Genomic DNA, 25,300 nt, shown 5'->3' with positions numbered 1-25,300 from the left:
GTTCAGCCTAGAAAAAGGCTGTGTTAAACTCACCGTGATTTAATTTTTGGAGACCAATAATGAAACCAATTCTACCTGATTACAACAGCGCTGGTGTGCTTATCATCGGCGATGTCATGCTAGATCGTTACTGGTATGGCCCGACTGGACGTATTTCTCCTGAAGCGCCAGTACCTGTTGTGAAAGTAGAAAACAATGAAGAGCGTCCGGGTGGTGCTGCAAACGTAGCAATGAACATTGCTTCACTTGGCGGTCACGCTCACATTGTTGGTCTAACGGGTATGGATGAGCCAGCGAAAGTACTGACGGAAACACTGAACTCGCTAAAAGTGAAATGCGATTTCGTTGCGCTGCCAGAGTACCCAACTATCACTAAGCTTCGCGTGATGAGCCGTGGTCAGCAATTGATTCGTCTGGATTTCGAAGACAAGTTCGAGAACACAGACGCTGAGCCAGTGCTGTCTCGCATGGAAACCGCACTACCAAGTGTGAAAGCAGTGATCATGTCTGACTACGCGAAAGGCTCTCTAGAACACGTGCAGGCATACATCCAAAAAGCGCGCGCAGCAAACATCCCTGTCTTCATTGACCCGAAAGGTGCGGACTTTGAACGCTACCGCGGAGCAACACTGCTTACTCCAAACATGAAAGAGTTCGAAGACGTTGTGGGTAAAGTGAAATCTGACCAAGAGCTAGTTGAGAAAGCACTGGCTTTGGTTGAAGAGTTCGAATTTGAAGCGCTATTGGTAACACGCAGCGAAAACGGTATGACCTTGATTCGCCGTGGCCAAGAGCCATTCCATTTGCCGACTCAAGCGAAAGAAGTGTACGACGTGACAGGCGCTGGTGACACAGTTATCTCTGTTCTTGCAGCATCTGTTGCTGCGGGTAAATCGTTTGAGGAAGCGTGTGCACTAGCAAACGCAGCCGCAGGTGTTGTAGTTGGTAAGCTGGGTACATCAACGCTTTCTGAGATTGAGCTAGCAGAAGCGATTCATGGTAGCCAAGATACCGACTACGGTGTGATTTCAGAACAAGCACTGATTGAAGCAGTGAAGAAAGCACGTGCGAAAGGCGAGAAGGTTGTAATGACCAATGGTTGTTTCGACATTCTACACGCGGGCCATGTGTCTTACTTAAACCATGCTGCTGAGCTGGGCGATCGCCTAATCGTTGCGGTTAATACCGATGAATCAGTGAAACGCCTTAAAGGTCCTGGTCGTCCTGTAAACCCAACGGATCGCCGTATGGCGGTATTGGCAGGCCTTGGCGCAGTAGATTGGGTTGTGCCTTTCAGCGAAGATACGCCTCAACGTTTGATCTCTGAAGTGTTGCCAAGCTTGCTAGTGAAAGGCGGCGACTACAAACCAGAAGAGATTGCTGGTGGTAAAGAAGTGATTGCCGCAGGCGGCGAAGTGCGCGTACTGAACTTTGAAGATGGTTGCTCAACCAGTGAGATCATTAACGCTATCAAAGGTGGTAAAGGGTAATTCCTTATCTCCTTTCATAGAAAAAAAGGTCGCTTTCGAGCGACCTTTGTTGTTTTTGGTGGAGTGAACCTAACCATAAACGCATTCCAGTCCTCCTCCTTTTCAAGGGGGAATTCGAGGGGGCAATGCTCGATGATTGAAAACCAGTGCAGTCGATTAGAACGAGAAGCAACCCCTGCCGAACCCTCTCCTTCGAAATAGGAAGGGATCTAGAGCGCATTTGGCTTGGTGACTTACCCCAACAAAAAACGCCAGTTGAAAAATCAACTGGCGTTTTGCGTGTTACTTAAATACCGATGCTTATTTTGCTGGCTTAAGGCCTGCATCTACATCTAGGATATCTTGCTCGCTCAATGTACCCACCGCTTGACGAAGCTGTAGGCCTGCAAGAATGTAGTTGTAACGTGCATCTGATAGGTTCTTGTTCGCATCGTATAGACGACGAGTTGCGTCTAGTACATCAACGATAGTACGAGTACCTACATCGAAACCTGCTTCTGTTGCTTCAAGCGCAGATTGTGCTGACACTACAGATTGCTCGTACGCTTTTAGTGCGCCGATAGAAGCGTTGATGTTGTTGTTCTGTGCACGCACTTCTTTCACAACACCACGGTATTCTTTCTCTAGTTCTTCACTTGCTGACACATAGCCGTATTCTGCTTGTTTCACTTCAGACGTTGTACGACCACCTGTGTATAGCGGCACAGCTAGGTTCACGCCAACATTGAAGCCGTCGGTTGTGTTATCTGCTGTACTTTCTGCTGTGTCGGAGTAGTTGTAACCACCGTCTAGAGATAGCGTCGGTAGGTGACCAGAGCTCGCTAGCGAAATGTTATCGCGAGCGATGTCTTGTGCGATACGCGCAGACAGTAGACTCAGGTTGGTTGTCTTCGCTTCTTCAATCAATGTTTCTGCTGATTCAGAAGAGCGGCTTGCAGAGAAACGCGCTGTATCCAGAACGTTTAGGTTCTTGTGCTCTTGGCCTGTGATTTCACGTAGCGATTCGTAGCTGTTGATCAGATCGTTTTCTGCCAATACTTCATCGGCTAGTACTGCATCGTACTGTGCTTGCGCATCGTGTACGTCAGTGATGGCTGATAGACCTACTTCAAAACGTTGCTTAGTTTGTTCAAGCTGACGGCCAACCGCTGCTTTTTCTGCACGAACAAATACTAAGTTATCTTGTGCACGTAGTACTTCAAAGTAAGCTTGAGAAACTCGAAGGATCAAACCTTGTTGTGTTGCGGCGTATGTTGCATCCGCACGACGAGCCGTTTTCTCTGCGGTATCTAGAGTGATCCAAGATGCACGGTTGTATAGCTCTTGCGAGAATCCAACACCAGCAGAAAGAACATTTTGGTCGTTATCACGGTCTTCTCTGATGGCAGGGATGTTTTTGTCGTAGTCAGTCTCACCACGAGCGATGTCGTAACCCGCAGTTAAGTTGATTTGTGGTAGTAGGGCACTGCGGCTAGAGTTGATTGCTTCAAAAGCTTGATCACGCTGCGCTGCTACACTGAGCAATTGAGGGTCGTTTTGTTTTGCTAAGTCATAGATTTCAGCAAGAGAGTCTGCCCATGCAGATGTGCTCATACTGCCTAGCGCTGCACTGATAAATAGTGGAAGCAGTTTTTTCATTTTCTATTCCCGCGGTCTATAGATTGGTTAATTCTCAGTAGTTTAACTCAATTTGGACGATATTTACTCGAAACTTTGCACTTTTTTACACGTAATTATCCACTTGTGCAATAAGTAATTGGCAAAGGCTTAAAATAATTTATAACTATTGTACAAAAAGTTGAGCCAAGTCCTTTGAGCAAGCGAATAACAATGAGTAAACTACAAGATTCACTCAGAGAGGTGCTGAATGCAACAGTGTGACAAGCAACAAAACGATCTTACTTCCCAAGATGTGGAAATAATCTCGAAAGAAACCGTGTTTAAAGGTTTCTTTAAAATGGTGAAATACCGTTTTAAGCATAGGTTATTCGCCGGTGGTTGGAGTGGGATTGTCGAACGAGAAATGTTCGAACGTGGTCATGCTGCCGCCATGCTCCCGTATGATCCTGTGACTGATCAGGTTGTGATCATTGAACAGATCAGAGTGGGAGCCTTAGAACATTCACACCCATGGCAGTACGAGATTGTCGCTGGCATGATTGATCGTGACGAATCTGCTGAAGAGGTGATTCGTCGAGAAGCGGAAGAAGAAGCGGGTATTCAAGTCGGACGTGTGGCTTCGGTAACCTCTTATTATCCTTCTTCTGGCGGTTGCTCTGAAAAGCTGGATGTATTCATTGGCGAAGTGGATGCAACTAAAGCGCATGGCATTCATGGTTTAGACTATGAGAATGAAGATATTCGAGTCCATGTCATGAGTCGTGAAACCGCGTATCAGTGGGTGAAAGATGGAAAATTCGAAAACGGTGCCTCAATCATTGCTCTTCAATGGTTGCAGTTAAATCACCAAGAATTGACATCGCAATGGGAAGTTTCCCCGAAAGTGGAGAGTAAGTAATGGCACAAGTAGCTGAAAAACAGCGATACCATGTCGACTTAGCCGGTCTAATGAGAACTTATGAGACCAACTACGCTAAGTTGAACGCCTTGTTGCCTGCCTCTGCTGAAGTTGGTGATGTTCGCTGCTATCAAGCGGCAAACATGGTTTACCAACTGACCGTGAATGAAATCACAAAATACACCACAGTTGTTGAGATATGTCAGAGTGATGAAACACCAGTGTTTCCTTTACCGACGATGTCTGTCAGGCTTTATCACGATGCGAGAGTTGCTGAAGTATGCTCAAGCGGAGAGTTTTCTCGCATCAAAGCTAAATATGATTATCCCAACGACCAGTTGATGCAGAAAGATGAAAAGCATCAACTTAATACGTTCCTTGGTGAATGGCTGACATTCTGTTTACGAAGTGGCATTAGTAGAACGCCACTTGCCTTCAATTGATTGTCATGTCACTAAAGGAAAATAACTAAAAACTATATAGTGGACGAATCAGGTTTTCATTTTGCAATCATCTAGTGACAGCATAAAGCTATTACAAATCACGGATACTCATCTGTTTGAGGCAGATGAGGGCAGTTTGCTGAGCGTAAGAACCGCTGACAGCTTCGCCGCCGTGGTACAAGAGATTCTTAATCACCAAGTGCAGTATGAATACATTTTGGCAACGGGTGATATTTCACAAGACCATAGTGCCGAGTCTTACCAGCGTTTTGCAGAGGGTATCGCGCCGCTGAAAAAAGATTGTTTCTGGCTTCCAGGCAACCACGACTACAAGCCAAATATGGGCAGTGTACTGCCATCTCCTCAAATTCAAGCTGCTGAGCATGTGATGCTTGGTGAGCATTGGCAGTTAGTCTTATTGGATTCACAAGTGGTGGGGGTACCCCACGGACGTTTGAGTGACCAACAGTTAGCACTGTTAGAAGAAAAACTGGCAGAAAACCCGCAAAGACATACCTTGGTGTTATTACACCACCACCCATTGTTGGTAGGAAGTGCTTGGTTAGATCAACATGCATTAAAAGATGCGGATGCTTTCTGGCAAGTGGTGGGCCGTTTTGAGAACGTAAAAGGCATTTTATGTGGTCATGTGCACCAAGACATGAATGTTCTTTATAATGGCATCCGCGTGATGGCAACGCCGTCGACTTGTGTGCAATTCAAACCGGACTCCGATGATTTTGCACTTGATACAGAATCACCGGGTTGGCGAGAACTTGAGTTGCACAGTAATGGTGACATTACCACAGAAGTCAACCGACTACCCGATGGCCAATTCCAGCCAGACTTTAATTCAAACGGATACTAATCATTATCACGCCCGAACCTTATGTTCGGGCTTACTTTTTTAACGTGAGGCGATCATGAGCAAACCTTCTTTGCTGCTTTATATCCATGGCTTTAACAGCTCGCCGCTTTCCATGAAAGCGAACCTGATGAAAGCGTACTGTGAACAGCAGCGACCGGATATCAAGGTTGTCGTACCTCAACTTCCTTGTTTCCCTGAACTGGCTGCTCAATGTTTGCTTGAGATCGTTGAGCAACATCAAGACGACTACAGCATTGGCCTTGTTGGCAGTTCGCTAGGCGGTTACATGTCAACGTGGCTAAATGCGAAATTTGGTTTTCGAGCCGTCGTCGTAAACCCAGCAGTAAAGCCTTATGAATTGCTGGTGGATTACCTTGGTGAGCAAACCAATCCGTATACGCACGAAACCTATACACTTGAAGCTTGTCATATTGACGAGCTAAAAGCACTTGATGTACAAAGCATCGCGTCGCCTGAGTCTTTCTGGTTGTTACAGCAAACGGAAGACGAGGTTTTGGACTATCGCCAGGCCGTAGAAAAGTTCGCGCAAGCGAAACAAACGGTAGAGGAGGGTGGTGATCACAGTTTTATCGGCTTTGAGCGTTATCCTGCTCAAATCATTGAATTCCTAAAACTGTAATACTATCGAGACGATTGGAATAGGCTCATAGTTTTAATTGCCATATCCAACCGTTTCTTGACATAGTTGGCAGGCTTTCCGACTATGTTTTGCCAAAAAGATCTTAAGGGTATGAAGCCCTGACTACTTTGTTATGCATGACCTTATCTTTGATAAGCACGCAGACGGGGTAGCTTTTTCGTTTCTCGAGTACGCCTGCACATTCGCGGGGCTCGGGTTACAAGTAAACTTTGAGAACAATTCCGTATTATGACTGAACAATATAATGCTGGTGCCATTGAAGTACTGAATGGCTTAGAGCCAGTACGTCGCCGACCAGGGATGTATACGGATACAGCGCGCCCAAACCACTTGGGCCAAGAAGTTATCGATAACAGTGTCGATGAAGCGCTAGCCGGACATGCCTCAAAAGTACAAGTCATCCTACATGCTGACCAATCACTAGAAGTGATCGATGATGGTCGAGGCATGCCTGTTGATATCCACCCAGAAGAGAAGGTATCAGGTGTTGAACTGATCCTATGTAAGCTTCACGCAGGTGGTAAATTCTCTAATAAGAACTACCAATTCTCTGGTGGTCTACACGGTGTAGGTATCTCAGTAGTAAACGCGTTGTCTAAGCGCGTTGAAGTGACGGTCCGTCGTGACGGTCAAGTGTATGAGATTGCTTTTGAACACGGTGATAAGGTTTCTGACCTAACGGTTACGGGCACATGTGGCCGTCGCAACCGTGGTACCAGTGTACACTTCTGGCCAGATGCAAAGTACTTTGATTCTGCAAACTTCTCGGTAACACGTTTGGTGAATAACCTACGTGCGAAAGCAGTACTTTGCCCGGGTCTAGAGATTACGTTTACCGATAAAGTAAACAACAAAGACTACAAATGGCACTACGAAGATGGTCTTAAAGACTATCTAGCGGAAGGTGTGAAAGGTTATCCAGTTCTCCCTGAAGAACCATTTACTGGTGAGTTCTCAGCAGAAACTGAAGCAGCAAACTGGGCGGTGATCTGGCAGCCAGAAGGCGGCGAGATGATCACGGAAAGTTACGTGAACCTTATCCCAACCGCACAGGGTGGTACGCACGTTAATGGCCTGCGCCAAGGTTTGCTCGATGCAATGCGTGAGTTCTGTGAATTCCGTAACTTATTGCCTCGCGGCGTGAAGCTAACGGGTGATGACGTTTTCGACCGCTGTTCTTACGTTCTGTCAGTTAAGATTCAAGATCCGCAATTTGCCGGTCAGACCAAAGAGCGTCTGTCTTCTCGTCAGACGGCTGCCTTTGTCTCTGGTGTCGTAAAAGACGCATTCAGCCTTTGGTTGAACGAAAAGCCGCAGCTGGCTGAACAGTTAGCGGAAGTGTGTATCGCTAACGCACACCGTCGTATGCGCGCGAGCAAAAAGGTTGTACGTAAGAAGGTCGCATCAGGTCCTGCACTGCCAGGCAAACTGACCGACTGTTCTGTACAAGACCTTAACCGCACCGAAATCTTCTTCGTAGAGGGTGACTCGGCGGGTGGTTCTGCTAAACAAGCACGTGATCGTGAGTTTCAAGCGGTGATGCCATTGCGCGGTAAAATCCTGAATACGTGGGAAGTCTCTGCAGACCAAGTGCTTGCATCTCAAGAGGTCCACGACATCTCAGTTGCTTTGGGTATCGACCCAGACAGCGACAACCTAGACAGCCTGCGTTACGGTAAGATCTGTATCCTTGCCGATGCGGACTCGGATGGTCTGCACATCGCAACGCTATTGTGTGCTCTGTTTACTCGTCACTTCCGTGCGCTGGTTGAAGCCGGTCATATCTACGTAGCGATGCCGCCTCTGTACCGTATCGACTGTGGCAAAGAAGTATTCTATGCCCTAGACGATGACGAAAAAGATGGTGTACTAGAGCGCTTGTCGAAGAAGAAAGCCAAAATCAACGTGCAACGATTCAAAGGTCTGGGTGAGATGAACCCACTTCAGTTGCGCGAAACAACCATGGATCCAAACACGCGTCGTCTGGTTCAGTTAACTATTGATGACTCGGCGGCGACCATGGAAATGATGGACATGCTGCTTGGTAAGAAACGAGCAGATGATCGTCGTTCTTGGCTACAAAACAACGGCGATATGGCAGAGGTTTAACGGATGTCTACAGAAATTACTTACGATGGCGTTGAACAGTTGCCAATGCGCAAGTTCACCGAAGACGCTTATCTGAACTACTCGATGTACGTAATCATGGACCGCGCATTGCCATACATTGGCGATGGTTTGAAGCCGGTTCAACGACGCATCATTTACGCAATGTCGGAACTTGGTCTTTCGGCATCAGCAAAATACAAAAAATCTGCACGTACCGTTGGTGACGTGTTGGGTAAATACCACCCGCACGGTGACTCCGCATGTTACGAAGCGATGGTATTGATGGCACAGCCATTCTCTTACCGTTACCCATTGGTTGACGGTCAAGGTAACTGGGGTGCGCCAGATGATCCGAAATCATTCGCGGCAATGCGTTACACCGAAGCAAAACTGTCTAAGTTTGCCGAAGTACTGCTGGGCGAATTAGGTCAGGGTACGGTTGAATGGCAACCTAACTTTGATGGCACAATGAAAGAGCCACAAATGTTGCCTGCACGTCTGCCTCATATCCTGCTAAACGGTGTTACTGGTATCGCGGTTGGTATGGCGACAGATATCCCGCCTCACAACGTTCGTGAAGTGGCGGATGCGACCATTCATTTGATCGACAACCCGAAGGCGGAACTGCCAGATGTGATGCAGTTCGTTAAAGGGCCGGATTACCCAACAGAAGCAGAAATCATTTCGCCGCAAGCGGATATCGAGAAGATTTACCGTAACGGCCGTGGCAGCATCAAGATGCGCGCGGTATGGCACAAAGAAGGCTCAGATATCGTTATCACTTCTCTGCCACACCAAGTATCAGGTGCGAAACTGCTTGAGCAAATCGCAAACCAAATGCGCGCTAAGAAGCTGCCAATGGTTGACGACCTTCGCGATGAATCGGATCACGAGAACCCGACGCGTATCGTTGTGGTTCCGAAGTCAAACCGCGTAGATTGCGATCTGTTGATGAACCACTTGTTCGCTTCAACCGATCTTGAGCGCAGCTACCGCGTTAACTTGAACATGATTGGTTTGGATAACCGTCCTCAAGTTAAAGGTCTGGTTCAAATTCTGTCTGAGTGGATCGAGTTCCGTCGCACGACTGTACGTCGTCGTCTACAACACCGCCTAGACAAAGTCATGGCTCGTCTACACATCTTGGAAGGTTTGTTGGTTGCTTACCTAAACCTAGATGAAGTGATTGAGATCATTCGTACTGAAGACGATCCAAAAGCAGTGCTGATGGAACGCTTTGGCATTACCGATATCCAAGCGGATGCGATTCTAGATACTAAACTTCGTCACCTAGCCAAACTAGAAGAGATGAAGATCCGTGGTGAGCAAGACGAGCTAGAAAAAGAGCGTGAGAAGCTAGAACAGCTGCTAGGTTCTGAGCGTCGTCTGAACACACTACTGAAGAAAGAAATCAAAGCAGACGCTGAGAAGTACGGCGATGATCGTCGTTCTCCAATGGTTGAACGTGCAGAAGCAAAAGCGCTGACTGAACGCGACCTAGTACCAAGCGAGCCAATCACGGTTGTGCTTTCTGAGAAAGGTTGGATTCGTCATGCGAAAGGTCACGATGTGGATGCAGAAGGCTTGAGCTACAAGTCTGGTGATAAATACCTAGCGCACGCGCGCGGTAAGAGTAACCAGCAAGCGGTATTCTTTGGCAGTGATGGCCGAAGCTACTCACTTGAGTCGCATTCACTACCGTCAGCACGAAGCCAAGGTGAACCGATTACTGGTCGCTTGAATATCACTGCGGGCAGCAATATTCGCCAAGTGATCATGGGTGAAGAAGAGCAATTATGGCTGGTGGGTTCTGATGCGGGTTACGGCTTTGTATGTAAAGGCTCAGACTTGTTATCGAAGAACCGCAGCGGTAAAGCATTGGTGACGTTACCGGCCAACTCTGAGGTGATGACACCGAAGACGATTGCTGATTTGGATTCGGATGAAATTTTAGCGATTACCAACCAAGGTCGTATGTTGTTGTTCCCAATTAAAGACCTACCGCAATTGGCGAAAGGTAAGGGTAACAAGATCATCAACATTCCAGCGGCGAAGGCGAAAGAGCGTGAAGAGGTGCTTTCTCACTTGATGGCTCTGCCACAAGGCGCGTCTCTAACCTTGTATGCAGGTAAGCGTAAACTAGGCTTGAAACCTGCTGACCTTGAGAACTTCCGTGGTGAACGCGGACGTCGAGGCAGCTTACTGCCACGTGGTTTACAACGCGTAACACGAATTGAAATTGAGATGGGCGGAAGTCCTGAGGTTTCAGAAGAGCCAAGCGATAGCGAATAACGCACAAATAAAAATCCCAGCCAATGGCTGGGATTTTTTTATGCTTCTTGTTTGTCTTCGGCGATGGTGACTTTTAAGTTCATTTCTTTACCCTTGCGGATAATGCCAACATCGACGGAGGTGCCCGGACGTAAGTCAGTGACGATGTCCATCACGCTTTGCCTTCCTTGAACTTTCGTACCGTTAATACTGATGATGATGTCTTGTTTCTCAAAACCAGCATCACTCGCAGGACCATTCGGGTCAATGCCTAACACCACGATGCCACCAATGTGTTCGTTACCTAATAAGCGAGCAGTTACTGCATTAATATCTTGGCCATCAATGCCAATATAGCCTCGGATTACGCGGCCATCAGCAATGATCTTCTGCATTATCTTGTTTGCCAGAGGGGCGGGGATAGCAAAAGAAATACCGTAGGTTTCAAGATCGGTCGCTTGCTGGAAAGAAGCGGTATTGATGCCAACCAGTTCTCCTTGCGTATTGACCAAAGCGCCACCGGAGTTACCTTCGTTGATTGCTGCATCGGTTTGGATAAAGGCTTGGCGACCATCACTGATCGACGAACGACCGGTTGCGGAGATAATACCGAATGTGGTGGTTTGACCTAAATTGTACGGGTTGCCAATTGCTAGGACGACATCACCAACTCGAGGTTTGTATTCTGGATTGAGTGGGATAACAGGAAGGTTAGAACCTTCGACACGTAGGATCGCAATGTCCGTACGCTTATCAGTACCAACCAATTGAGCTGCAGCGACGCGGCCATCTTGTAGCGCAACCACGATTTGGTCAGCTTGAGCCACTACGTGGTAGTTAGTAATGATGTAGCCTTTTTCGCTAACAATAACGCCAGAGCCCAAGCCTTGAGTTGAAAGCTTGCTGCGGTCATTTTCCACATACTTACGGCTGTAGATATTCACTACCGCGGGCGCTGCCTTTCTTACCGCTTGGTTAAAAGACACCTCGAGTGACGCGATGTTGCTTGGTTGTGGATCAACAAGCGCGGTTGGGATGACATTGCTGCGCAAAGATGGAACGGCGAGTAATACAATGACGGCAGTTGCTAAGCCTAAAAAGACAGAACGTAACAAAAAGCTAAGCATAACCTCTCCATGATTGAGCGCCCAATTGGCATAGAAAACTGAAGGATAGCATTACATTTAAAAATAACAAAAGGGCAAGACGTGATCGTCCTGCCCTTTTAAAAAACCATGACATAAGCAAAGCGTTCGAGTGTCATCACGAATTAAATGACGGACGCCATTCCTTCGCTTCTGTTTGTGTGATTGGCTTATCACTTAGCCCTGTTAACGGATAACCAAGTAAACCGTGCGATCACCACGTTGAACATTGATTGCCAGCACACCTTTGTGCTTTTCAACAATCGCACGCAGTTCGGCAAGGTTCTTCACGCGTTTACGGTTCACACCAATAATGATGTCATCTTGTGCTAGCTGGTATTGAGCTGCAGGAGAGTTCTCCGCAACGCTAGTGACCTTCACACCTTGGATCTTGTCACTTGGCGTGGTGTTACTTAGCTCTGCACCTTTTAGGCCTTCATGCAGTGTTTCCGCTTTCGCTTTCACATTCGTTGATTCACCTAACGTTACATCGAAAGATTTTTGCTTACCATCGCGGATCACGCCAAGTGTGATTTTTTTACCAGCACCAAGCGTTGCGACTTTTGCACGAAGCTCAGAGAAGGTATCAATCGCTTTACCGTTCACAGAAACAATCACGTCACCTGCTTTCAGGCCTGCTTTATCTGCCGCGCTGTCGGGTACCACTTGGCTGACGAAAGCGCCTTTGCTTGACTCATAACCCAGTGCTTCAGCAAGCTCTGAGGTCACTTCGCCCCCTTGAACACCGAGCATGCCGCGTTTCACTTCACCGAATTCTAAGATCTGATCGGTTAAGTTCTTCATCATGTTGGACGGAATGGCAAAACCAATACCCACGTTACCGCCATTTGGACCAAGAATTGCCGTGTTGATGCCGATCAGTTCACCGTTAAGGTTAACCAAAGCGCCGCCTGAGTTACCGCTGTTAATTGCGGCATCGGTCTGGATGAAGTTTTCAAAGTTCTCGACGTTCAAGCCGCTTCGACCAAGTGCCGATACAATACCGGATGTGACCGTTTGGCCTAAACCAAATGGGTTACCGATCGCCACAGTAAAGTCACCGACACGAAGAGAGTCTGAATCAGCGACTTTAATTTGTGTTAGGTCTTTGGCTTTTTCGAGTTTAAGCAGCGCGATATCTGACATCTCATCGCCACCGACTAATTCAGCGTCATACTCACGACCATCGTACAAGCGGACACGAATTTCATCCGCGCCTTTAATCACGTGGTAGTTTGTGACGATTTGGCCTTTTTTCGCATCAATGATGACACCAGAACCTAAACCTCTAAATGGGCGCTCTCGGGTCTGCTCTGTTGGGAATTCAGGGCCAAAGAAGAACTGAAACTGCTCCGGGATACGGCTGGTTTGCACTTGTTTCCCTTCCACCGCAATGCTCACAACTGCAGGGGTGACTTTTTCGAGCATAGGGGCAAGACTAGGTAACTGCTCCCCATCCACACTAAGTGGAAGTGCCGCGGTTGCGGTAACTGGGGTGATGATTGAACCCAAGCTTAAAGAAAGAACGGTTAACGCAAGCAATGGCTTTTTCATCCAATAACTCCTCTTGAAAAACAGGTCTGCCAAAAAGAAACATCCTAACCATTAATTATGTATGTATTAATTAGGACAATCGAAACGGGGTGGCAGGTCACTGAAAGTTAGAGATGAGTTGCTTAAGAAAAGTTCAAAAAGGGTCAATACAAATTGATAAGAAATGCGTATGTATTGACCCAGTTAGGTAGGAAAGGGGGGGATTAAGACGCTTTAGCCGTGACAGCTTCTGGTGCGTCGATGATTTCTTTTTCCTGATCCTTCAAAAGACCGGTTGCGCCGTTGGCATAGTCTTTCGGTTGTTCGCTGACGTCTGATTGGTCTTCTTCGATCGATTCAGTCGACATTGCTGTCTTCTTATCAAACGGATTATCTTGCTCAGGCAAGTTGGGTAGAAGTTCTGAAGACGTTTTCGCCATATGTTGGTATAGCTTAGTGTAATCTTTACCTAAGGTATCCAACATTTCTGCAGTTTGTGCAAAGTGATCGACGAGCTCTTGACGTTGTTGCTCTAGTTCAAACTTGGCTGCTTCGAGTTCTTTTTGCACAGACTTTTGTTTTTTGTATTCGGGGGTGGTTAGTCGACTAATGACTACGCCAACGATTGTACCGACCAGCAAACCCACAATGGCATAAATCCAAGGCATAACTGCTCCTTATAGTTGTTTTAACAAGTCTTTTACTACTTAGTTACACGCGGTGCTTGTCCATGTTACTATGGCTTGAACAGCCGATAAAGAAAAATAGCGGTATGTTTTCGGGGACTGATATCCACTTCTCTCTATTCTCAAAGCTGTCCCCGAGGTGACAAATTTTCTCTGTACCTCTGATACGACTCAATGCCATGACACCATTACAACGATACCAACAAGACATAGCAGAGCATGGATTCCAGCGTGATGAAGCCCAATATAACGCTGTCGTTGCTTTAGATAAACTCTACCATGCGATTGCAGAATTTCAGTCTGCACCTATTCCACAGCTTAGCACTTGGCAGAAACTTCTCGGTAAAAAGCCAGAAATGCCAGAGCCACCAAAAGGGTTATATTTTTGGGGCGGAGTAGGGCGAGGTAAAACCTATTTAATGGATGCGTTTTTTGATGCTTTGCCGACGGAAAGAAAGATGCGAGTGCATTTTCACCGTTTTATGTATCGTGTGCACGATGAGCTCAAACGCCTTGGAGAAGTGGAAAATCCGCTCTCGAAAGTCGCTGATTTATTCAAAAAAGAGGCGGATATTGTCTGTTTCGACGAGTTCTTTGTCTCGGATATTACCGATGCGATGATCTTGGCGACTTTGCTACAAGAGATGTTTAAGCGCCAAATGATTTTGGTCGCAACCTCGAACATTGAGCCAGAAAACCTGTACCGTAATGGCTTGCAACGAGCCCGTTTTTTACCTGCGATAAATATGATCGTTCAGCGCTGTGATGTGCTCAATGTCGACAGTGGGGTGGATTACCGTTTACGCACTCTGCAACAAGCGGAAATCTACCATTACCCGCTGGATGAACAAGCCTCCGTCAACCTTAATAAGTATTACCACCAACTGATTGGTGAAAGAAAAGTTGCAGCAAACAGCATTGAAATTAACCATCGCGAAGTGGCGGTGATTGAAGCTAGTGATGGCGTGCTACATGCTTCTTTTGAGCAACTATGCCAAACGCCCCGTAGTCAGAATGACTATATTGAATTATCTCGTATCTACCACACGGTATTGCTGGCAGACGTAAAGCAGATGGATCGTAAGATAGATGATGCCGCGCGACGCTTTATTGCGTTGGTGGACGAGTTCTACGAGCGTAACGTCAAACTGATTATTTCTGCAGAAGTGGCGATGGAATCCCTTTATACGCAAGGGCAGTTGGAATTTGAGTTTAAACGTTGTCTGTCTCGATTGACCGAGATGCAAAGCCACGAATACCTCGCTAGAGAGCATCTGGCGTAAAAATCAGCAACTCATCTTAAAAAAGTGAAGAAAAAATTCGTGATTTAACGCAAAAAAAGGTGATTTTTTCTTCGCTCTTCTCTATAATCCTGCGACCCACCGTTACTGCAGACCTGATTATCGAAGTTATTTCGACATAGAAGGTCGAGAGAACCAACGACTCGAAGGGGTGATGACTGGGCTCTTAGACAGTGTGGGAGCACTATTGGGTGTTCCTTAAAGTTTAAATTTTAATTAACGGGTTATTATTAGCATGAAAACTTTCGTTGCTAAACCAGAAACTGTAAAACGCGACTGGTACGTTGTAGACGCAGAGGGTAAAACTCTTGGTCGTCTAGCAAGTGAAATTGCATCTCGCCTACGTGGCAAACACAAAGCTGAATACACTCCTCACGTTGACACTGGTGATTACATCATCGTTATCAACGCTGAGAAAGTTGCTGTAACTGGTAACAAAGCTAAGAACAAAGTGTACTACCGTCACTCTGAATTCCCAGGTGGTCTAAAATCTATCACTTTTGAAAAGCTGATCGATCGTAAACCTGAGATGGCTCTTGAGCTTGCAGTTAAAGGCATGCTTCCACGTGGTCCTCTAGGCCGTGCTATGTACCGTAAGCTTAAAGTTTACGCGGGCGCTGAGCACAACCATGTTGCTCAACAACCACAAGTACTAGACATCTAATTGGGGATTTCGAAAATGGCAGAGAATCAATACTACGGCACTGGCCGTCGCAAAAGCTCAGCTGCGCGTGTTTTCATCAAACCAGGCAGCGGCAACATCGTAATCAACAAGCGTAGCCTTGATGAGTACTTCGGTCGTCCAACTTCTCGCATGGTTGTTAAACAACCTCTTGAGCTAGTTGAACTAACTGAGAAGCTAGACCTATACGTTACTGTTAAAGGTGGCGGTATTTCTGGTCAAGCAGGTGCTATCCGTCACGGTATCACTCGCGCTCTTATGGAATACGATGAGTCTCTACGTCCTACTCTACGTGCAGCTGGCTACGTTACTCGTGACGCTCGTTGCGTTGAACGTAAGAAAGTTGGTCTACGTAAAGCACGTCGTCGTCCACAGTTCTCTAAGCGTTAATTTCCTCTTATCGGAAATTATGCTGGTCCAGAGTTACTCTGGATACTGTGTACCAAAGCTCGGCTATATGCCGAGCTTTTTGTTTTTCTAAAGCTTGAAAAAGTCCGTTTTTCTTCTCGCGTTTGCTTTCACTTTCTTACTTAATATCCTCGCAACATTTGATCGCTTTATCTGCATGTTTTCTGGTTTTCTTCGTGCTACAAAACTGAGATAACAAAAGTGGAGAGTACCTTCACATTCTTGAAAGATCTTTCTACGTAATTGACTGAAAACAGCCGGAATACAAGGCTTTTTATCCTATTTCTAGCCATTCTTCGTTTCGCTTTCTTGTTACAAATCACATCTATTTTTTATAATTTTGCCGCTTTTGTGACGGCGTGAGCGATTTGCCTCACAATTGTTACAAAAAGGTAGCTTTATCTTGTCAAAAAGTAGGGTTTTCTTTATCATTTCCCCCCAATAAATAGAACTAAATTCATTATTTGTTAGCCATGCTCTTATAAGCGGAATAATAACGATCCAAAGGGAGCAAATGGGAGAATGTTTGGATGAGCAACGCGCCTTTAAATAACGGTCGCAGGCGTTTTCTAACCGCTACAACGGCAGTTGTTGGTGGATTAGGGGCAGCTGCCGTCGCCGTGCCTTTTATCAAATCATGGAATCCGAGTGCCAAAGCAAAAGCTGCGGGTGCACCGGTGGAAGTGGATATCAGTAAAATCGAAGCCGGTCAGATGGTTCGTGTTGAGTGGCAAGGTAAGCCTGTATGGGTTGTACGTCGCACTCAAGAAGTGGTGGATAACCTAAAGAACATCGACGGACAGCTTCGTGACCCACAATCGGAAATGGAACAACAGCCAGTTTATGCTCAGAACGCGCATCGTTCGATCAAACCTGAGTATTTCGTGGCAGTTGGCTTCTGTACTCACTTAGGTTGTTCACCAACCTATCTACCTGACACCTTCTCAGAGCAAGTACAAGGCGTTAAGTCTGGCTTCTTCTGTCCATGTCACGGCTCTAAGTTTGATATGGCTGGTCGAGTGTTCCAAGGTGTTCCTGCACCTCTGAACCTTGTGGTTCCTAAGCACATGTACTTGAGTGATACGAAGCTCATGATCGGTGTTGATGAGGGAGACGCATAATGCAAGCACTATTAGACTGGGTTGAAAAACGAATTCCCGCGATGAATGCTTACAAAAAGCATTTGTCTGAATACCCAATGCCTAAGAACTTCAACTTTTGGTACCTTTTCGGTTCTCTGGCAATGTTGGTACTGGTTAACCAAATCCTGACGGGTATTTGGCTAACGATGAACTACGTTCCTTCTGGTGACGGCGCGTTTGCTTCTATCGAATACATCATGCGTGATGTTGATTACGGTTGGTTGCTGCGCTACATGCACTCAACTGGCGCGTCAGCGTTTTTCGTCGTTGTTTACCTGCATATGTTCCGCGGTCTGATCTACGGTTCATACCAAAAGCCTCGCGAGCTACTTTGGATCTTCGGTATGTTGATCTTCTTGGTTCTGATGGCAGAAGCATTTATGGGCTACCTACTACCATGGGGCCAGATGTCCTACTGGGGTGCTCAGGTAATCATTTCTCTGTTTGGTGCGATTCCTGTTATTGGCGATGACCTAACGCTTTGGATCCGTGGTGACTACATCATCTCTGGTGCAACGTTGAACCGTTTCTTCGCACTACACGTTATTGCATTGCCTATCGTGCTACTTCTTCTTGTCGTGCTACACGTATTGGCGCTACACGAAGTTGGTTCTAACAACCCAGATGGTATCGAGACTAAGCTACCAAAAGGCTCAATGGGCGACGATTACGAAACGCAATTCAAGTTCCACGATTACTACACGAAGAAATACGACATCATCGACTCTATTCCTTTCCACCCTTACGGTACGGTTAAGGACTTGGTTGGTGTCGCTGGCTTCTTGTTCTTCTTCTGTTACGTGCTGTTCTTTAACCCAGAGATGGGTGGATACTTCCTTGAGCCGCCTAACTTTGAAGCTGCAAACCCGCTGAAGACACCTGAGCACATCGCTCCTGTATGGTACTTCACGCCGTTCTATGCAATCTTGCGTGCGGTTCCAGACAAACTATTGGGTGTAATCCTAATGGGTGCGTCAATCGCAGTACTGTTTGTTCTACCTTGGTTGGACCGTTGTAAAGTACGTTCATACCGTTACCGTAGCAAACTTCACCTGTTGAATATTGTTCAGTTCACTATCGCCTTTATCGCTCTGGGTATTTTGGGTGCACTGCCGGCAACGCCGCTGTACACAATTCTGTCTCAGATCTTTAGCTTGTGTTACTTCATGTTCTTTGTACTGCTGTTCTTCTACAGCAAAAATGAAGCAACCAAACCATTACCAGAGAGGGTGACATTCAAATGAAGAAGTGGATTGTAATTCTATTTGCTATGTTGCCATCTCTAGCGATGGCAGCGGGTGCCAACGTACCGCTAGACAAAGCGAACGTGGACCTATCGGATAAAGCTTCGCTGCAAAACGGTGCGAAGCTATTCATGAACTACTGTTTTGCTTGTCACTCAACGCAATACCAGCGTTACGAGCGAGTAGCGACAGACTTGGATATTCCTGCTGACCTAATGAAGGAAAACCTGATTTTTGACCCTGAAGCGAAAATCGGTGACCTAATGGTGAACGCGATGCCTGCGAAGCAAGCGGGCGATTGGTTTGGTGCTCCGCCACCGGATCTAACACTGGTTGCTCGAGTTCGTGGTGCAGACTGGCTGTACACTTACCTGCGCTCTTTCTATGTTGATCCATCTCGTCCATTCGGCGTGAACAACATTGTTTTCCCAAGTGTTGGTATGCCACACGTTCTTGAAGAGCTTCAAGGTATCCCGACGCCAGTTTACGGCACGAAAGTTGTGGACGGTGAAGAAGTACAAGTGGTTGTTGGTACTGAAACTAACGGTACGGGTGAGCTAAGCTCTGGCGAATACGACAAAGCCGTTGGTGACCTAGTGAACTTCCTAGTTTACTCAGGTGACCCAGTTCAACTTGAACGTCATGCGCTTGGTTGGTGGGTTATGGGCTTCCTAGTTCTATTAACTATCGTTGTCGTGATGCTCAAGAAAGAGTATTGGCGTGATGTGCATTAATTGTGCTATCATACCGTGCTAATTCCCAATTTTAATTGATGGATAATGGAGGCTTAGCCTCCATTATTTTTATTTGTAAGTGTACTGGAGGGCTCCATGGCTGTAGCTGCCAATAAACGTTCTGTGATGACTCTTTTCTCAAGTGCATCAGATTTGTATAGCCATCAGGTTCGCATCGTACTAGCTGAAAAAGGCGTAAGTGTTGAAGTTGAGCTTGTTGATGAAGCTAACCTTCCTGCTGAGCTTGTTGAATTAAACCCATACAAATCAGTGCCAACTCTTGTTGACCGTGAGCTAGCTCTTTACGATTCAAAAATCATCATGGAGTACCTGGACGAGCGTTTCCCTCATCCACCTCTAATGCCTGTTTACCCAGTTGCTCGTGGTAACAGCCGTCTGATGATGTACCGTATTGAACGCAACTGGTACTCACTCGCTGAAAAAGTTGTTAAGGGTAACGCTGAAGAATCAGAAAAAGCACGTACTAAACTACGTAATGATCTTCTGACTCTTGCACCAATCTTTGCTGAGTACGAGTACTTCATGAGTGAAGAGTTCAGCCTAATCGATTGTTACCTAGCTCCACTATTGTGGCGTCTGCCTCAACTAGGTATCGAGCTTGTAGGCCCTGGTTCAAAAGAGATCAAAGTTTACATGAACCGCGTATTTGAACGTGATTCATTCCTTGCATCTCTAACTGAAGCTGAACGTGAAATGCGCCTAGTTCGCTAAGCGGCTCAGATAACACGTTATGGATATTGCAAAAATGACTGCTCGCCGCCCGTACATGCTTCGCGCATTTTACGATTGGCTAGTAGACAACGACTTAACTCCGCACTTGGTTGTAGATGCAACTATGCCAGGTGTGCGTGTACCAGTTGAGTTTATTCAAGATGGTCAAATCATTCTGAATATTGCTCCACGTGCTGTTGGTCAACTTGAGTTGGGTAATGATGCGATTACCTTCCATGCCCGCTTTAGTGGTCGCCCACATTCAGTGATCGTGCCTGTGTACGCTGTACAAGCGATTTACGCACGTGAGAATGGCGCAGGCACCATGTTTGAACCGGAAGAAGCGTACACTCACATTGAAGAAGAAGGCATTGTTGAAGAAGAACAATCGCCGACTTTCACTACCGTGAGTGACGAATCAGAAAGCGTGGACTCGGAGTCTGAAGAGGAAGAAGCGCCTCGCCCGAAAGGCAGACCAAGCTTACGAGTTATCAAATAAAAAAAGCAGCGTGAATACGCTGCTTTTTTCTTACCTATTTTTTCGATTCAAGCAATGAAACGGCTAGCCACTGAAGTTGTTGCCGTCACCTGATGCCAATGGCTTAGTTTGCTTGTCCATCTATTTCTTTCACAGTGACTTCTTCTGTCACTGCCGTCTCAGAGTTCGCTGCTTCTGGCTCTTCTACTTCTAACGGCTTTTCATCGCCATACTGGAAGCCCTTGACGACCTGCTTCACGCCAGAAATATTACGTGCAATCTCTGTTGCTCTCTCGCTTTGTGCTGGTGTTACGTAACCAAATAGGAACACGTCGCTGTCTTCGGTGATGACTTTCACTTTCACACCGTTGAGCTCACTGTCCGTCAGCAGCGCAGACTTCACTTTGGTTGTGATCCAACTGTCGTTGCTGATTTGTGTGACGCTGAGAGGTTCTTTCTGTTTGATTTGGTTGTGAATGTTCTTCACACCTTTCACTTCACGAGCCTTGTTTTCAAACTCGTTAATCAAGTCTTGAGTAGGAGCTTGGCCCATTAGGACTACGGTGCCATTGTATGAGCTAGCAACGACGCGTGCTTTTCCTTTAAAAGGTGCTTTATTCCCGATCGCTGCGACTTCGAATTCAATGTTGTTGTCTTGCCAAATTTCTTTGGTGGTACGGGTATCCGTGACGATATTAGCCGTAGTGGCTGCACCTGCAATAAACAAACCTGCACAGCCGCTCATGCTGAGCGCGGCACATAAAATGACAAGACTACGTATCATAATTCTAAACTCTCAATTCAGTTATTCTTCGTGAGCTGGGAAAAGTACTTGGTCGATTAGATCACACAGGCAGTGAAGTGTCACCATGTGTACTTCGTGAATGCGCGCTGTGCGATGTGATGGGATTCGAATTTCAACATCATTCTCGCCAAGCAGGCCGGCCATCTCACCGCCATCCTTACCTGTTAGAGCAATGATGGTCATGTCACGTGTTACCGCCGCTTCCATTGCTTTGGTGACGTTCTTGCTGTTACCGCTGGTCGAAATTGCCAGAAGGATGTCACCAGGTTGGCCAAATGCGCGTACTTGCTTAGAGAAGATCTCTTGGTAGTGGTAATCGTTCGCTACCGCAGTCAATGTTGTGTTGTCTGCTGTTAAAGCCATTGCTGGTAGGCTAGGGCGTTCAGTTTCGAATCGGTTCAAAAGGCAAGAGACAAACTGTTGCGAGTTCGAGGCACTGCCACCGTTGCCACAGCATAGGATTTTATTGCCATTGAGTAGGCTCGACACCATTGCTTGAGCGGCGTGAGTGATGGCATCTGGCAGCGCTTCTGCTGCCGCAATTTGAATTTGAATACTTTCTGTAAAACTGTCTTTAATGCTGTCTAGCATCGTTTATCCTTCAGAGATTGCATTTTGTATCCAGTTGATGTCTCGACCACTGTCGTGAATGGCGACCACATCAAACCGATAATCGATATTGTACGCCGAGCGTTTTTGCTGGCTTAGCCAAATTTGGGCTGTTTTGACTAGTTTACGCATTTTTGCGCGGGTGACCATTTCTGCTGCTGAGCCAAAGCTATCATTCTTACGATATTTGACCTCAACAAAGACGATAGTTTCACCTTGTTGGAAGATTAAATCAATTTCGCCGACTTTAGTCAGAAAATTTTGATCTAAAAAGCGCAAACCCTGGCGCTTCAAATACTGCTTCGCCAGGGTTTCGTATTGATTACCAATTTGTCGCTTACTAAAGAGCCCCACGCTCAGCCCAGTCTAGCTCACGCTCAACAACACAATTGTTGTTGATGCTTAGCACACCAGTTTGACCACTAACCGAGTAACCTGGCAGAAGCTTCATTTGTGGTAGCTCACCGATCAGCTTGTATGCATCCATACCAAGCGCTTCAAGACGTTTTTCCATGTTGGATTGATCTGGCCATAGCTCATTCATTTCTGCCGCGATGGTTGGATCTGGGTTAATCAACATTGGAATGTCGCTGTATGCTACGCCAGAAAGATCTTCGTACGTTGCACCACCGCTGTTACTGCGTGAGTTAGAGAACAACTTCGGTGGTTTAGCATCAGGGTTAATCGCCACTTCAATAAATGGCTTGATTAGCGTTAGCTCAGAGCTACGAGCAACAATGTAAACCGCATCCACATCACGACGGCTACGTGGTGGGCTTTCTAATGAAATGCGCATCAGAGACTGCATTTGTGCGATACGCTGTTGGCTTTCTTGTAGGCCAAATACGTTGTTGATGTTCTTCTGTAGTTGGCGTTTGTCACCAAAATAGCTTGAAGCCACTTTGTTTGAGCTGTACTTGCGCCATTCTTCATTAAACGCTTCAACCACGCGCTGACCGTAAGCACCGTTCGGTGCCAAAATCATTGGGAATTGGTAGCCTTGATTGAACAAGTACTTTGCCGCTTGCGCCACTTCTTGCTCTGGAGACAGTGCTAAGTAACACATGTCAGTACCCGGTTGAACGTCTTCAGGAATGTTCAATGCAAGAGCTGGGATTTTTACGCCAGTTTCAGAACCATCCAAGGTCGCTTGTAGTTTCTCTACGTTTTCTTTTTGCAGAGGACCCACAACAAAATCGATGTTCTCGTTGATCAGGCGTTGCTTGATTTGATCCGCACTGTAAGCGTGGGTATCAATGACTGTTAAGGTTGCGCTCGGCTCGCGCATGTCATCGTTCATCATCGCAAAAATGAAGCCATCACGGATCAACTGAGCTTGCGGAGCAAACTTACCCGTTAGAGGCAACAGTAACGCCGTGTTGTTTGGCTTAACGATTTCTAACGACAAGATGTTTTGGATTTCAGCGGGTGTGTAAACGGCTGCTGGGTGTGAAGGGTTTTCACTTAGCCAGCGCTCAAGGGTGTTTTTCAGCTGAGGAATATTACTTGAAAGCGTCTTTGCATAAATAGCTAGCTGTAACCAGCCATCAAGCACATCTTCGTTTGGTTCGGTTTGCAGTGATGTCAGTTCGCTCTCTGAGTAGCTGCCAAAGTTCATCCAAATACGGCTAGAGATTTCACGTTGCTCGGCAGACGAAGCATATTGACCTTGTGCGACTAGCTGGCGGTTTGCTTCGAATGGTTGGTTCAAGCTTTGGTAAGCATCCGCACGCAGCTCATAATAGTCTTTCCACTGTTCGCTCGGTAGTTTCCACCAAGGTTTAAAGTTCAGTGTTTGTAGCAATTGAGAGTAATTGCCTTGCTTTTGCTGTATGGTCGCACGGGCTAATTGCCACTCGGCTTGTTGAACTTCGGTCAATTGTTGACGAGAAAGACGTTTGATCAGCAGTTCAGCTTGATCCAATTCGTTTGCTTGGATGGCTGCTTTGGTCGCCATGATCAACCAGTCGTTTTGCAAGCTGCCTTCGGTGCTATCCGCTTGAATCATGTAGTTCTGAACAGACTGTGTCGGCTCAAGTGTAATGTCTACGCTGTCTGGTTGTCGCGGGCCTGAAGAACAGGCTGCGAGCGTAATTGCCAGTGCAACAGGAGTGAGTAAGCGTGGTACACTGAGTCTCTTATGGTTCATCATTGCCGTGAGTTCTCTATAATTTTGTACAAAATTGTCTCTATATTAATCGTTGAAGTGATGGTAAACAAATGACAGATAAAAATAAGTTGCCGAATGAGGGGCCAACTCTCTACATCGTACCGACTCCAATCGGAAATTTAGCGGATATCACACAACGTGCTATCGAAGTTCTGTCGAATGTGGACATCATTGCCGCTGAGGATACTCGACATACGGGCAAATTACTGTCTCACTTCAATATTCAAACCAAAACTTTCGCGCTACACGATCATAATGAGCAGCAAAAGGCGCAAGTTTTAGTTGAAAAGCTACTATCAGGTCAGTCAATTGCATTGGTGTCTGACGCAGGTACGCCGCTAATAAGCGATCCAGGATACCACTTGGTAACAAAATGTCGTCAAGCGGGCGTAAGAGTTGTGCCTCTTCCTGGTGCGTGTGCGGTCATCACAGCGTTAAGTGCATCGGGCTTACCTTCTGATCGCTTCAGTTTTGAAGGCTTTCTACCACCGAAAAGCAAAGGCCGTAAAGATAAGTTCTTGGAAATTGCGTCAGTGGAACGCACTTGTATCTTCTATGAATCACCGCATCGCATTTTAGACTCTCTACAAGATATGTTAGACGTTCTTGGTCCAGAACGAGAAGTTGTCTTGGCGCGAGAGCTAACCAAAACCTTTGAAACCATTCAGGGAATGCCGTTAGGCGAACTGATTGAGTGGGTAAAAAGCGATGATAACCAACAGCGCGGTGAGATGGTTCTGCTTATCCACGGCCACCGCGATTCAACTGAAGATACGTTGCCAGATGAAGCAACCCGTACGCTGGGCATATTGACGAAAGAGCTGCCATTGAAGAAAGCTGCGGCACTTGCTGCAGAAATCTACAGCCTAAAGAAAAATGCACTGTATAAGTGGGGCTTAGAGAATCTGGGCTAGAAGTTTGTAGAGCGCTAACGCTTCGGGAACGCTTCGCTTCGAGAGTCGGGAATCGAGGAGCGCACGTTAGTCGTTTCTCACAAGAGACGTTAGCTCTAGATTTATCTAGATAAGATTAAGAATGGGAGTCGTTAACGCGACTCCCTTTTTGTTTATGAGCGCTGGTGCTTCGGGAAAGCTTTGCTTTGAAAGGTGGAAACCGGGAAGTGCGCTTTAGTCGTTTCGTGCAAGAGTTGTTAGTTTTGAGGTTTACATAGATAAGGCTAAGAAAGTGCGTTGCTAATACAGGCGTCCGTTCGTTTTTCAACTTTACTTTCAAAACTATCCCTCGGAGCATCATGTTCCCGATTCCCGATT

24 protein-coding genes are annotated in these 25,300 nt (G+C 46.5%); 16 read left to right on the top strand and 8 right to left on the bottom strand.

Going from position 1 to position 25,300, the window contains the following annotated elements; translation table 11 throughout:
* Positions 1-59 precede the first annotated feature (59 nt).
* On the top strand, positions 60-1,490 hold the full coding sequence (hldE, locus tag KIO97_RS07260) for a bifunctional D-glycero-beta-D-manno-heptose-7-phosphate kinase/D-glycero-beta-D-manno-heptose 1-phosphate adenylyltransferase HldE (RefSeq protein ID WP_005528761.1): 1,431 nt from the start codon (positions 60-62) through the stop codon (positions 1,488-1,490).
* 300 nt (positions 1,491-1,790) lie between these two features.
* On the opposite strand, the gene tolC is transcribed toward hldE, so the two are convergent.
* Complete coding sequence (gene tolC, locus KIO97_RS07255; RefSeq protein ID WP_285381724.1) at positions 1,791-3,128, bottom strand: outer membrane channel protein TolC; 1,338 nt, start codon at positions 3,126-3,128, stop codon at positions 1,791-1,793.
* A gap of 229 nt (positions 3,129-3,357) precedes the next feature.
* Here tolC and nudF point away from each other — a divergent pair, with 229 nt between their 5' ends.
* The 6 genes from nudF to parC all read left to right on the top strand — a co-directional run bounded on the left by nudF (position 3,358) and on the right by parC (position 10,381).
* On the top strand, positions 3,358-4,008 hold the full coding sequence (gene nudF / locus KIO97_RS07250) for an ADP-ribose diphosphatase (RefSeq protein WP_038890840.1): 651 nt from the start codon (positions 3,358-3,360) through the stop codon (positions 4,006-4,008).
* Positions 4,008-4,451, top strand: a complete 444-nt coding sequence (locus KIO97_RS07245) for a DUF1249 family protein (RefSeq protein WP_005395930.1) — start codon at positions 4,008-4,010, stop codon at positions 4,449-4,451. Before nudF ends, KIO97_RS07245 begins: the two co-directional genes overlap by 1 nt.
* A 61-nt stretch (positions 4,452-4,512) precedes the next feature.
* Positions 4,513-5,319 carry a 3',5'-cyclic-AMP phosphodiesterase gene (cpdA, locus tag KIO97_RS07240; RefSeq protein ID WP_005431722.1) on the top strand — a complete coding sequence of 269 codons (807 nt, stop codon included), beginning with the start codon at positions 4,513-4,515 and terminating at the stop codon, positions 5,317-5,319.
* 55 nt (positions 5,320-5,374) lie between these two features.
* On the top strand, positions 5,375-5,959 hold the full coding sequence (gene yqiA / locus KIO97_RS07235) for an esterase YqiA (RefSeq protein ID WP_285381721.1): 585 nt from the start codon (positions 5,375-5,377) through the stop codon (positions 5,957-5,959).
* 249 nt (positions 5,960-6,208) lie between these two features.
* Positions 6,209-8,089 (top strand): DNA topoisomerase IV subunit B, encoded by a 1,881-nt coding sequence (parE, locus tag KIO97_RS07230; RefSeq protein WP_010445819.1) that lies wholly within the window; start codon positions 6,209-6,211, stop codon positions 8,087-8,089.
* Positions 8,090-8,092: 3 nt separating this feature from the next.
* Complete coding sequence (gene parC / locus KIO97_RS07225; protein ID WP_038890837.1) at positions 8,093-10,381, top strand: DNA topoisomerase IV subunit A; 2,289 nt, start codon at positions 8,093-8,095, stop codon at positions 10,379-10,381.
* Positions 10,382-10,419: 38 nt separating this feature from the next.
* On the opposite strand, the gene degS is transcribed toward parC, so the two are convergent.
* The 3 genes from degS to zapG form a co-directional block, all read right to left on the bottom strand.
* Positions 10,420-11,487, bottom strand: coding sequence for an outer membrane-stress sensor serine endopeptidase DegS (gene degS / locus KIO97_RS07220; RefSeq protein WP_005528745.1), 1,068 nt, complete (start codon positions 11,485-11,487; stop codon positions 10,420-10,422).
* A 204-nt stretch (positions 11,488-11,691) separates the two neighbouring features.
* Entirely contained in the window at positions 11,692-13,059 is a 1,368-nt protein-coding gene (locus KIO97_RS07215) for a Do family serine endopeptidase (RefSeq protein ID WP_005528743.1), read from the bottom strand.
* A gap of 203 nt (positions 13,060-13,262) precedes the next feature.
* A complete protein-coding gene (zapG, locus tag KIO97_RS07210) occupies positions 13,263-13,706 on the bottom strand; it encodes a Z-ring associated protein ZapG (protein WP_005528741.1) in 444 nt (147 codons plus the stop codon).
* Positions 13,707-13,903: 197 nt separating this feature from the next.
* On the opposite strand from zapG, the gene zapE reads away from it, so the two are divergent.
* From zapE to sspB, 8 genes are all read left to right on the top strand, one after another.
* The gene (zapE, locus tag KIO97_RS07205) at positions 13,904-15,007 is read left to right on the top strand and encodes a cell division protein ZapE (protein WP_038890835.1); all 1,104 of its coding nucleotides are present in this window, start codon (positions 13,904-13,906) and stop codon (positions 15,005-15,007) included.
* A 253-nt stretch (positions 15,008-15,260) separates the two neighbouring features.
* A complete protein-coding gene (gene rplM, locus KIO97_RS07200; protein WP_005372872.1) occupies positions 15,261-15,689 on the top strand; it encodes a 50S ribosomal protein L13 in 429 nt (142 codons plus the stop codon).
* A gap of 15 nt (positions 15,690-15,704) precedes the next feature.
* Entirely contained in the window at positions 15,705-16,097 is a 393-nt protein-coding gene (rpsI, locus tag KIO97_RS07195; RefSeq protein WP_005436094.1) for a 30S ribosomal protein S9, read from the top strand.
* Positions 16,098-16,645: 548 nt separating this feature from the next.
* Positions 16,646-17,236 (top strand): ubiquinol-cytochrome c reductase iron-sulfur subunit, encoded by a 591-nt coding sequence (petA, locus tag KIO97_RS07190; protein ID WP_005436095.1) that lies wholly within the window; start codon positions 16,646-16,648, stop codon positions 17,234-17,236.
* Positions 17,236-18,501: a cytochrome bc complex cytochrome b subunit gene (locus tag KIO97_RS07185; protein ID WP_005436097.1), complete on the top strand. Its 1,266-nt coding sequence runs from the start codon at positions 17,236-17,238 to the stop codon at positions 18,499-18,501. Before petA ends, KIO97_RS07185 begins: the two co-directional genes overlap by 1 nt.
* A complete protein-coding gene (locus KIO97_RS07180) occupies positions 18,498-19,235 on the top strand; it encodes a cytochrome c1 (RefSeq protein WP_005436103.1) in 738 nt (245 codons plus the stop codon). Before KIO97_RS07185 ends, KIO97_RS07180 begins: the two co-directional genes overlap by 4 nt.
* 96 nt (positions 19,236-19,331) lie before the next feature.
* Entirely contained in the window at positions 19,332-19,967 is a 636-nt protein-coding gene (gene sspA, locus KIO97_RS07175; protein ID WP_005428584.1) for a stringent starvation protein SspA, read from the top strand.
* Between the two features lie 19 nt (positions 19,968-19,986).
* On the top strand, positions 19,987-20,466 hold the full coding sequence (gene sspB / locus KIO97_RS07170; protein WP_005528731.1) for a ClpXP protease specificity-enhancing factor: 480 nt from the start codon (positions 19,987-19,989) through the stop codon (positions 20,464-20,466).
* Between the two features lie 103 nt (positions 20,467-20,569).
* Here the strand turns inward: sspB and KIO97_RS07165 are convergent, their stop codons facing one another.
* From KIO97_RS07165 to KIO97_RS07150, 4 genes are read right to left on the bottom strand one after another with little or no spacing between them, the layout of a single operon-like run.
* On the bottom strand, positions 20,570-21,229 hold the full coding sequence (locus KIO97_RS07165; RefSeq protein WP_005528729.1) for a BON domain-containing protein: 660 nt from the start codon (positions 21,227-21,229) through the stop codon (positions 20,570-20,572).
* Between the two features lie 21 nt (positions 21,230-21,250).
* On the bottom strand, positions 21,251-21,841 hold the full coding sequence (locus KIO97_RS07160; RefSeq protein WP_005428581.1) for a phosphoheptose isomerase: 591 nt from the start codon (positions 21,839-21,841) through the stop codon (positions 21,251-21,253).
* Positions 21,842-21,844: 3 nt separating this feature from the next.
* Entirely contained in the window at positions 21,845-22,213 is a 369-nt protein-coding gene (locus KIO97_RS07155) for a YraN family protein (RefSeq protein WP_285381717.1), read from the bottom strand.
* Positions 22,200-24,011, bottom strand: coding sequence for a penicillin-binding protein activator (locus KIO97_RS07150; protein WP_045370013.1), 1,812 nt, complete (start codon positions 24,009-24,011; stop codon positions 22,200-22,202). Before KIO97_RS07150 ends, KIO97_RS07155 begins: the two co-directional genes overlap by 14 nt.
* Positions 24,012-24,079: 68 nt before the next feature.
* On the opposite strand from KIO97_RS07150, the gene rsmI reads away from it, so the two are divergent.
* Positions 24,080-24,943 (top strand): 16S rRNA (cytidine(1402)-2'-O)-methyltransferase, encoded by an 864-nt coding sequence (gene rsmI, locus KIO97_RS07145; RefSeq protein WP_005428578.1) that lies wholly within the window; start codon positions 24,080-24,082, stop codon positions 24,941-24,943.
* Positions 24,944-25,300 lie beyond the last annotated feature (357 nt).

It is taken from the genome of Vibrio sp. B181a, from assembly GCF_030248375.1.
GTDB classification, from domain to species: Bacteria; Pseudomonadota; Gammaproteobacteria; order Enterobacterales; family Vibrionaceae; genus Vibrio; species Vibrio campbellii.
Note: the sequence above shows the minus strand (reverse complement) of the source record. Positions and strands in the feature narration are given on the sequence as shown.